Origin of the sequence: Leptospira ognonensis (genome assembly GCF_004770745.1) — a bacterium.
GTDB lineage: Bacteria > Spirochaetota > Leptospiria > Leptospirales > Leptospiraceae > Leptospira_A > Leptospira_A ognonensis.
Genome location: NZ_RQGD01000009.1, coordinates 70,550 through 79,605, shown reverse-complemented (window position 1 = coordinate 79,605; position 9,056 = coordinate 70,550). Strand labels below are relative to the sequence as shown.

Below are 9,056 nucleotides of genomic sequence, written 5' to 3'. Positions count from 1 at the left end.
CGGAACTTCGCATTGGACAGGGCGTACTCATTGTATTCTCAAGGCCAACCGCTGTTTGTCCTGTGACTCCAGGGACAATAACGCTTGTTACTACTTCTCTCGGCAAACTTCCTTTCGAAAACAATGATAGTTTTTTTACACTAGAAGGAAGCACCTCTGCAGAAGCCTATGTATCCTATCTTGATCCCTGGAGTCACAGGACAAACAGCGGTTGGCCTTGAGAATACAATGAGTACGCCCTGTCCAATGCGAAGTTCCGAATGACCTGGGCTTTCCTTAAGGATTTCCCATCCAAAGGACTCAGCATATAATTTCGCAGCCTCTCTCGTATCCTTTCCGCCCGCAAAATTAAAGGAGTAAAAGAGGAATTTTCCTTGGCTCACATATATTTGACTTTCATTTCATGGAAATGGTTTTTTTTAAGAAAGTGCCGACGTTCCTCTCCATGAAATTGAAGTACCCGCATTTTCTGTTTTATCTTGGAACTGCCATGGTTGGCTATTTTGCCACCCAGACCATTTATTATGAGATCCTATACCATCCAGACAATCTCTATCTACCTCTATTTGTTACGGATTTAAAAACGGAAAACATTTCTCATTGGTTTTTTCCGCCCTCAACCTATGCCTTTCCGGATATGTTTCTCATGTATTTGCTTTCCTTTTGTGTTTCACTCAAATACTTACCTGCTACATATGGGATTTTGAATCTAACTCTCATCTTACTGAGTTCATACTTTTTACTCAAACAAGAATTAGGTAAACATAAAGCGCGATTTGCGATCCACCTCATCCTTCTTCTTCTCTTGGTGAGTATCTCTGTTTCGTATTTCCATGAGTCGAGTTTAAATTTATTCGTTTATCTATTTACCAGCGGGCATCATACCTCCGCGATTTATCTATTTTTAGGAACACTTTCATTCTATCGTTTCAAAAGCAGTCGAATGTCTTATTTTGCACTTTGCCTTCCGATTTTATTCTTTGGCTATCTTTCAGATCGATTCCTTATTCTCTGTTTTTTCTCTCTGATTTTTATTCACAAAAACCGCAAGGATATGTATCGATGGATCATTTTATCCATTCTGATCCTACTTTTCTCGGAAGTTTTACTCCAGTATTTGAATCACTTTTATCACATCCCAAGCAGCTTTTTAAACTTACTCAAAAACATTTCGAACACTTCACTAGGTGAATTCTTTCTTAATACGCTCACCTATTTCTACATTTTCTTTAAACTTTATTTTACTAGAGTGGGTTTACTATTTCACCTAATCGGTATTTGTATCATTCTTGCATCGATTTTAAAAAAAAGGAAAATGAGATTGACTAATTCCTTCCTTGTTTTTGGTATTTTGTCCTTTTGTTTTTTGGGGATCATCGGTCGATATGCATTTCCGCATGCCTTTCCCATCCGCTATTTGGTACCTTCTCTTTATTGTTTCCTGCTCTATGGAGTGATTGTGATTCTGAAGCCATCTTCACTTTCGTGCACGAACTATCAAATATACTATGCTTTTAGTTATCTCCTTCTCGCATTTTCACTTTTTATTACACTTAGCATAACACAAACAATGGTTGAACGAATTGCTACTCATCGGGAAGGAATCCTTGCCTATCATCAATCGCAGCCTAACAAACGATTTTGGACAAGCTATATCGCGGAAAAAAAACTTCGATTTTGGAGCGAGAACCAGTTACAACCGCTTCCCTGTGACTCGGAGGGAAACCCGTATCTTTGGATTTCAGGAGCGTTTAAAAACCAATTCGAGGTTCGGGCTCATTGTCCTCAGCGAGGGGAAAGGATTTGGGTGCCGAACTCCTTGACAAAGGACTTCTAAAGTATGATCTGGAAAGAGATGGAAGATTTCGTACGCATATTTGATACCACACTGAGAGACGGGGAACAATGCCCTGGTGCAGCCATGAGTGAGGATGAAAAGGTAGAAATTGCCTTGCACCTTGCGAAAATGAATGTCGACATCATCGAGGCAGGATTTCCTGTTTCCTCTCCCGTCCAATTCGCTGCCGTCTCCCGCATTGCTCGTGAAGTGGAAGGCCCTGTCATCTGCGCTCTTGCTCGGTCACTAAGAGCCGATTTAGAATCCGCAAGAGATGCTCTTAAAGAAGCAAAACGAAAACGCATCCATACATTCATAGCCTCTTCCCCCATCCACATGAAACACAAGCTAGGAAAAACACCAGCAGAAGTCTTGGAGATGGCAAGGGAAGCCGTGAAGATGGCAAGAGGATTTGTAGAGGATGTGGAATTTTCTCCAGAAGATGCTACAAGATCGGAATGGGAGTTCCTGCGGGAACTTGTGGAGGCTGTCATCCAAGAAGGTGCAACCACCATCAACATTCCAGATACCGTTGGTTATACGACACCTCAAGAGTATTTCGAATTATTTCAATTTCTAAAAACCAAAGTGAAAGGTGCAGATAAAGTTATTTTTTCTGCCCACTGTCATAATGACTTAGGGCTTGCTGTTGCAAACTCACTTGCAACCGTTCTTGCAGGCGGAAGGCAAATCGAATGTACAGTCAATGGCATTGGAGAACGCGCGGGAAACACTGCCATGGAAGAAGTGGTCATGGCACTTCGGACCCGAAGAGACAGATTTGGGGTAGAAACTAAAATTGATTCTTCTCTCATCACTCGGGCGTCCTACTTAGTGAAAACGATTACCGGAATGGTAGTTCAACCGAACAAAGCGATTGTAGGTGCCAATGCATTCGCCCATGAATCTGGCATCCACCAAGATGGTGTCATCAAAAATAGACAAACCTATGAAATCATGACCCCAGAATCTGTGGGACTCAAATCCAACCGTATGGTTCTCGGAAGACATTCTGGTCGTGCTGGATTTAAAGATCGAATCATCCGCTTGGGTTTTGATCCAAAACCAGAAGAGCTAGACAACGCCTACCAACGGTTTCTTGAGATTGCCGATAAGAAAAAGGAAGTTTTTGATGAAGACATTTCTGCTCTTTTCCAGTCAGAGACAAGAAGGACACAGGTAGATGGTACTTTTGAACTGGTGAGTTTTGAGCAGGCAACAGGCTCAAACAAAACTCCCACTTCTCGTCTTACATTAAAAGTGAGCAAGGAAACCAAGTCTGCCGAAGCTACCGGAGATGGTCCTGTTGATAGCATTTTTAAATCCATAGATAAAATTACAGGCATCTATCCACTGTTATCACGACTTGTCATTTCACCTGTTACCGAAGGAACAGATGCCATGGCGGAAGCATCCGTGACAGTCGAGTACGAAGGAAAACGCGTCGTGGGTAAAGGTGATTCTACGGATATCATCGAAGCCTGTGCGAAGGCATATATTGATGCCTTAAATCGACTCTAAGCTTATGGAATCGCAAAAAACGAAGTATCTACGTAGCGAGTTAGAGGGTATCGTTCCCTACACACCAGGAGAACAGCCAAATCTCGGTAAAAAAGTCGTTAAACTCAATACCAATGAAAACCCTTATCCTCCCTCGCCAAAGATAGCTGAGACAATCGAACAGATTCTAACAGAAGGGCTTTTACGGAAGTACCCAAATTATAATGGAAAATACTTAAGAGAATCGATCGCTAGGAAATTCGATGTACATCCGGACCAAATTCTTGTGACAAACGGTAGCGACGAGGCTTTACGACTTTTGTTTCAAGCTGTGCTTGGTCCAGGCTCGACGATGCTTGTCCCCGATCCGACGTATTCTCTTTATCCTGTGTTATGTGAATCATTGATGTGTGATATAAATTTCCTTCGGGTTCCCCTTTTATCGAATCTTAAATTTGATTTTCAGGCTCTGAGGCAATCAAAAGCTGATCTATTTGCTTTCGCGCACCCGAATGCTCCTACGGGCATCCTAGAAGAAAAGAAGGATCTTACGAGCTTCGTACAAAACTTTCCCGGCATCGTTTTATCCGATGAAGCCTATATCGATTTTGCACCAGCAAAAGCAAGTCTCATAGATCAAATACAATCATTGCCGAATCTAGTCGTTTCACGAACCTTTTCCAAGTCCTATTCTCTTGCGGGTCTGCGAGTGGGCTATTTAGTGGGTGAAAAGAACATCATACAACAAATCAGTAAGCTAAAAGACTCGTATAATGTCGGACTCCTGGAACAGCAGATTGCACTGACTGCTTTGGAAGATGAGGAGTATTTTCAAAAAAATATAAACCTAGTGATTTCTGAGCGAGAGAGGTTAACGAAAGTTTTGCGAGAACTTGGATTTTACATACCCGACAGTCATACTAATTTTATTTTTTGCAAACCTCCCACAAATTTTGGACCAGAGTTTATCTATCAAACCTTAAAAGCCAAAGACATTCTTGTTCGTTATTTTTCGACTGGCCTTGCCAAAGACTATATTCGTATCTCAATAGGATCTGAAAGGGAGAATGAAGAACTAATTTCCGAAATCAAGAATATCATGAAAAAATGAGCCTCCTCAGTTTCTGAAGAGGCTCACGTTTTAATCTTAAGATTGGATTTCTATTTTTGTTTTTTTTGGTTCTACTTTTGGTAGCGTCAATTCCAAAATTCCGTTTTTAATTTTGGCTCTGGCATTCTCAGCATCGACTAACTTTCCAATCGTAAATTTTCTAGAGAATTTCCCTCCACTAAACTCAGTGCTGTTAGCCGTACCAAAAGAGGAACTATCATAGTTAAAGATTCCCTCTATAGAAAGTGTATCCTTTTCCACATTTAAGTTGATGGAGGATTGTTCCACTCCTGGCATTTCTACAACCAATGTCACACTGTCTTTATTTTCATAGACATTGACATTAGGCGAATAAACTTTCTCTACCGTCTGTTTTGGTGATTCTTTTGTCTCAGTGGTTAATGTATTCATAATGATTCTCCTTACTCAAAATTTATGGTAATTTTTTTAGGTTTGTCCTCTTCACGGCGTGGAAGCAGTATATTAAGAACCCCGTTTGTATATTTTGCCTGAACTTTTTCTTGGTTCACGCGGAAGGGAAGCTCAACAGTTCTCGTGAAATCACCTGAAAATATCTCTCGTCTGTGAATTTCTGTTCCTTCAGAAAGATCTTCCGACTTCTTTTTACCATGAATGGTGAGTAAATTGTCTTTTACGGAAATATCAATGTTCTCAATCTCCATTCCTGGCAATAGTGCAGAAACCAAAGCCTCGTCCTCTTTTGAAAAGATATTTACCGGAGGAAAACTCCTCAGATTTCCAAATTGAGAGTCCAAAATCGACTTTGTAATCTCTTCGTTGAACCGGTCAAAATCCCTCCAGAAAGGATTTGGTCTACTTGGGTTGTCTAAAATTCGAAATAGCATCTTCTCGCTCCTTTGGCACTCATTGTTGCCTGGTGCCAATCTACCTGGCACTCTACAACATAGACTGCTAAAGGTCAAGAAAAAATAGATTCTGACCTAAAAAAAATTAGAAATTGCGAGAATTTTCGAAAAAAAAATACTGATTTTGAATGAAACCTGAAGAGACTCTCCGTTCCCTGGGCTTGGCTCTGCCACCCACTCCTGCCGCCGTGGCGCTGTATCTGCCCTCTTTTCGCTCTGGAAATCTCGTTTTTACCTCGGGACAACTCCCCTTAAAAGACGGTAGTCTTGCCTCAAAAGGAAAAGTGGGAGAATCCGCAACACTCGACCAGGCACGAGAGCAGGCACGGATTGCTTGTCTCAATGCACTTGCAGCTTGTTTACTCCAAGTTCCGAGCCTAGACCATATACAAAAGATAGTGAAGATGGGAGTCTATGTGGCCTCTCATCCAAACTTCACAGAACAACATTTAGTTGCAAATGGTGCCTCAGAACTACTCATCCAAATTTTTGGCGAACAAGGAAAACACGCACGTTTTGCCATTGGTGTCTCATCACTTCCGTTGGATGCCGTCGTAGAACTTGAATTAGTTGCTGAAGTAAGAGATTGATGTTTCGTTCCATTGCTGATTATTTATTTTTTTCGATTCAAAGTATTCCCATCATTCTTCTTGGCTGGGTTCATTTGGCGAAATCTGGATCGATTTATATTTTTACGTTTTGGAATAAAAAAGCACCTTTGGATAAAGTTTTTTTTATCTTACTCTTTCTTCAGCTTATGCTTTGTAATTTTTCGTGGTTTCGGTATGATGTTACTTTTTTTGATATGGCAGAAACAGTATATATCTCTCCCAAGTGGAATTTTTTCTTCATTCTACTTAGCCTTTTGAACTTCTTTTTCCTCGGCTTTTGGAAGACTTCATGGATCCGCATTTGGTTCTTTTCTACGCAGCTGATGATGCTCATCATTTTATTATGGGGGTATCTAGAACCTACCCGATATTTTTTTGACTTCTTAAATCCTAGTGAGATCCATTACCGAGTGACTTTTTTTGCTTTTGTCCTAATCAGTAGCCTAACCTTCTTATTTGGCTATTTATCCTTTCAGGACGAAGATAAGCGATTTGAAATGAGTTAACTCATTTCACTCAATCAAAATTTTTCTAAGATCATTTTCATCTTTGGAAATTTTCACCGTTAATTCCGTTTTATTTCCTTCGTGGAAGAGAATCATTTTTGAGAGTGGCTTGCCGATCTCGGTATCAATGATCCTTTGGATCGGTCTGGCACCCATTTCTTTGCTATACCCTGACTCGGCTAGATACTTCCGAGCTTCTTCGCTAAGTGTGATCTGAACTCCTTTGGATTTTGCTTTTTCCTTTAGCTCGTTAAACATTCTGTCCACGATTTTGAGCACAGTGTCTATAGGAAGGGAATTAAATTCAATAACCGACGTTAAACGGTTTCTGAATTCAGGAGTAAAGGTACGTTCAATGGCTTTCATGCTCCGATCATCATACTCACTCGGCTCGAACCCAAGCAATGGTTTTGACCTTTCGGTCGCACCTGTATTGGTCGTGAGAATGAGGATCACTTGTCGGAAATCTGCTTTTTTACCTGTGCTGTCTGTGAGAGTGGCATGGTCCATAACTTGGAGTAAAATATTATAAATATCTTCATGGGCTTTTTCGATTTCGTCCAGAAGGAGAACACAATGAGGAGTTTTTGCTATGGCATCCGTTAGCTGACCGCCTTGGTCATAACCTACATATCCCGGTGGGGATCCAATCAGCCTCGAAACAGAATGCTTTTCCATGTATTCACTCATATCAAAACGAAGGAATTCGATTCCCATTTTGGATGCCAGGGTTTTAGCGACTTCTGTCTTACCAACGCCAGTGGGACCCACAAACAAAAAGGAACCGATGGGTTTTGCTTCCTCGCCAAGTCCTGACCTAGAATAGTGAATGGCATCCACAACTTGCGTAATGGCGTCGTTTTGACCGAAAACCACAGATTGCATCTCGGAGGCCAAAGTTAATAATTTTTTCTTATCATCCGTTTTTACGGTTTTTGCTGGGATTTTTGCAATTTTTGAAACAAGGGCTTCAATCTCGGAGGTGCTCACAATTTTTTTGGCAGTCTCTTTGCTTTCATCGCGTAACTTAACGAGTGCCCCCGCCTCATCCATGAGATCTATGGCTTTATCAGGAAGGTGTCTATCTTTGATGTATTGGTTCGATAAATCCACAGCTGCCTTGAGTGCCTTGGGGCTGTATTTCACGCCGTGAAACTCTTCATACCTAACTTTCAGCCCATTCAGGATTTTCAGCGTATCTTCCGCGCTAGGTTCAGCCACTTCCACTTTCTGAAACCGACGTGCCAGTGCATGGTCCTTTTCAAATATCGCTTTGTATTCCTTGTAAGTGGTGGTGCCAATGCATTTCAACTCACCATTGGCAAGTGCTGGCTTCATCAAATTGGAAGCATCCAGACTCCCACCTGACACAGCACCCGCGCCTACAATCGTGTGAATTTCATCAATGAAAACGACCTTATTGGGAAATCCTACGACTTCGGCCAAAATGGCTTTGAGTCTTTCTTCAAACTCTCCGCGAAACTTTGTGCCTGCCATGACAAGCCCCATATCAAGAGAATAGATTTCAAAATCATAAAGAGATTTTGGCACTTTTTTCTCAATGATTCTCTGAGCAATGCCTTCCACGATAGAAGTTTTTCCTACACCTGCCTCCCCCACGAAGATAGGATTATTTTTTCGGCGTCGGCTGAGGATATGAATGGTTCTTTCAATTTCAAAATCTCGCCCGATGCAAGGATCGAGTTTTCCCTCTCGCGCCTTTTCTGTTAGGTGGATGCAGAATTTATCGAGTGCTGATTTTCCCGAATCTTCAGTCGTCGTTTCTTCTTCCTGCTCAGTGAATTTTTCTTCTTCCCCGCCTTTCTGCTTTTTTGTACCATGGGAGATGAATTTTAACACATCGATCCGTGTGATTTCTTGTTTGGCTAAAATATAACATGCCTGGCTTTCTTCTTCCCTGAAGAGCGCTACGAGAATATTCGTACCGTCAATCTCTGTCTTTCCGTGATTCTCCACATGGAAAGCGGCAAACTGAATGACATACTGCACACCGACAGTATATTTTGGTTGGATTTTTATTCCTGGAACAGCAATCGTTGATAGATCATCTTGGAAATAAGCAATGAGATCAGACCTTAGTGTTTCTAAATCACAGCCCACATTTAATAAAACATTTTTAACCTTTTCATTGAAACTTAGCCCATATAACAAATGCTCAAGAGTGATAAACTCATGATGGTATTTTTCTGCCTCAAGTTTTGCTTTTTCTAGTGACTGCTCTAAGTCTTGTGATAATTTCATGATTCACTGTCCTCCTCTTTTGCCAACTGACACTGAAGAGGATGACCAGCTTCCTCTGCATATCTATGAACTTCTGTAACTTTTGTTTGTGCGATATCTAAAGAATAAACGCCACAAACTGCCGTTCCTGTTGTATGCGCCGTCCACATGATCTTTCTAGACTCTTCTAGAGTTTTTCGAAACACATTGGCAAGCACCCAAACTACAAACTCCTGCGGAGTAAAGTCATCGTTGATGAGAATGACTTTATATCTGCTAGGTTTTTTTAACTTAATTTTTTGCTTTTCGAGTGTGAGAACCCCGTCGTCGGTTCCCGGATTTTTTTTCGTATTCGCCATATAT

General features: G+C 41.2%; 9 protein-coding genes and 1 pseudogene. 6 read left to right on the top strand and 4 right to left on the bottom strand.

Annotated elements, in window-relative coordinates; translation table 11 throughout:
* From EHQ58_RS18835 to hisC, 4 genes and pseudogenes are all read left to right on the top strand, one after another.
* Positions 1–221: pseudogene (locus EHQ58_RS18835) on the top strand (hypothetical protein); the annotation flags it as partial.
* Between the two features lie 230 nt (positions 222–451).
* The gene (locus tag EHQ58_RS02465) at positions 452–1,837 is read left to right on the top strand and encodes a hypothetical protein (protein ID WP_167883509.1); all 1,386 of its coding nucleotides are present in this window, start codon (positions 452–454) and stop codon (positions 1,835–1,837) included.
* 3 nt (positions 1,838–1,840) lie between these two features.
* Positions 1,841–3,358 carry a 2-isopropylmalate synthase gene (locus EHQ58_RS02460; protein ID WP_135621754.1) on the top strand — a complete coding sequence of 506 codons (1,518 nt, stop codon included), beginning with the start codon at positions 1,841–1,843 and terminating at the stop codon, positions 3,356–3,358.
* Between the two features lie 4 nt (positions 3,359–3,362).
* The gene (hisC, locus tag EHQ58_RS02455) at positions 3,363–4,448 is read left to right on the top strand and encodes a histidinol-phosphate transaminase (protein ID WP_135621753.1); all 1,086 of its coding nucleotides are present in this window, start codon (positions 3,363–3,365) and stop codon (positions 4,446–4,448) included.
* Positions 4,449–4,484: 36 nt separating this feature from the next.
* Here hisC and EHQ58_RS02450 read toward each other — a convergent pair whose 3' ends face one another.
* On the bottom strand, positions 4,485–4,859 hold the full coding sequence (locus EHQ58_RS02450) for an Hsp20/alpha crystallin family protein (RefSeq protein ID WP_135621752.1): 375 nt from the start codon (positions 4,857–4,859) through the stop codon (positions 4,485–4,487).
* 11 nt (positions 4,860–4,870) lie between these two features.
* Positions 4,871–5,314 (bottom strand): Hsp20/alpha crystallin family protein, encoded by a 444-nt coding sequence (locus EHQ58_RS02445; protein WP_135621751.1) that lies wholly within the window; start codon positions 5,312–5,314, stop codon positions 4,871–4,873.
* A gap of 149 nt (positions 5,315–5,463) precedes the next feature.
* Here EHQ58_RS02445 and EHQ58_RS02440 point away from each other — a divergent pair, with 149 nt between their 5' ends.
* Positions 5,464–5,925 (top strand): RidA family protein, encoded by a 462-nt coding sequence (locus tag EHQ58_RS02440; protein WP_135621750.1) that lies wholly within the window; start codon positions 5,464–5,466, stop codon positions 5,923–5,925.
* Positions 5,925–6,452 (top strand): hypothetical protein, encoded by a 528-nt coding sequence (locus tag EHQ58_RS02435; protein WP_135621749.1) that lies wholly within the window; start codon positions 5,925–5,927, stop codon positions 6,450–6,452. The genes EHQ58_RS02440 and EHQ58_RS02435 overlap by 1 nt, the downstream gene beginning before the upstream one ends.
* A gap of 6 nt (positions 6,453–6,458) precedes the next feature.
* Here EHQ58_RS02435 and clpA read toward each other — a convergent pair whose 3' ends face one another.
* Both clpA and clpS read right to left on the bottom strand, forming a co-directional pair.
* The gene (gene clpA / locus EHQ58_RS02430) at positions 6,459–8,714 is read right to left on the bottom strand and encodes an ATP-dependent Clp protease ATP-binding subunit ClpA (protein ID WP_135621748.1); all 2,256 of its coding nucleotides are present in this window, start codon (positions 8,712–8,714) and stop codon (positions 6,459–6,461) included.
* A complete protein-coding gene (clpS, locus tag EHQ58_RS02425; RefSeq protein WP_135621747.1) occupies positions 8,711–9,052 on the bottom strand; it encodes an ATP-dependent Clp protease adapter ClpS in 342 nt (113 codons plus the stop codon). Before clpS ends, clpA begins: the two co-directional genes overlap by 4 nt.
* Positions 9,053–9,056 lie beyond the last annotated feature (4 nt).